This window comes from Streptomyces calidiresistens (genome assembly GCF_014141525.1).
In the GTDB taxonomy this organism is placed as follows: domain Bacteria; phylum Actinomycetota; class Actinomycetes; order Streptomycetales; family Streptomycetaceae; genus Streptomyces; species Streptomyces calidiresistens.
The window spans coordinates 1-431 of the sequence record NZ_VKHS01001434.1 but is presented as its reverse complement, the minus strand read 5'-3'; the positions used below and the strand labels follow the sequence as shown (position 1 = coordinate 431).

The 431-nt window shown below is 72.4% G+C and carries 1 protein-coding gene; it reads left to right on the top strand.

The annotated features are described in order from the left end of the window. The coding region (locus FOE67_RS27690) for a transporter associated domain-containing protein (RefSeq protein WP_182667547.1) at positions 1-431 on the top strand (431 nt) is incomplete at both ends.

The window sequence follows — 431 nt, the reverse complement described above, 5'->3', positions numbered from 1 at the left end:
GAGTCCGAGAACGGGCCGGTGGAGACCGCGATGCGGCCGGCGACCTTCGTGCCCGACACCAAGAACGCCGGTGACCTGCTGCGCGAGATGCAGCGCGACCACATCCACGTGGCCGTCGCGATCGACGAGTACGGCGGCACGGCCGGCATCGTCACCATCGAGGACATCCTGGAGGAGATCGTCGGGGAGATCACCGACGAGTACGACCGGGAGCTGCCCCCGGTGCGCCCGCTGGACGGGGGCCGGCACCGGGTCACCGCCCGCCTGGACCTGGGCGACCTCGGCGAGCTGTACGGCATCGAGCTGGACGACGAGGACGTGGAGACCGTCGGCGGACTGCTGGCCAAGCGGTTGGGGCGGGTGCCGATCGCCGGGGCGACCGCCGAGGTCGATCTCCACGGCCGGCACGGGACGCCCAACCTGGCGGGGCT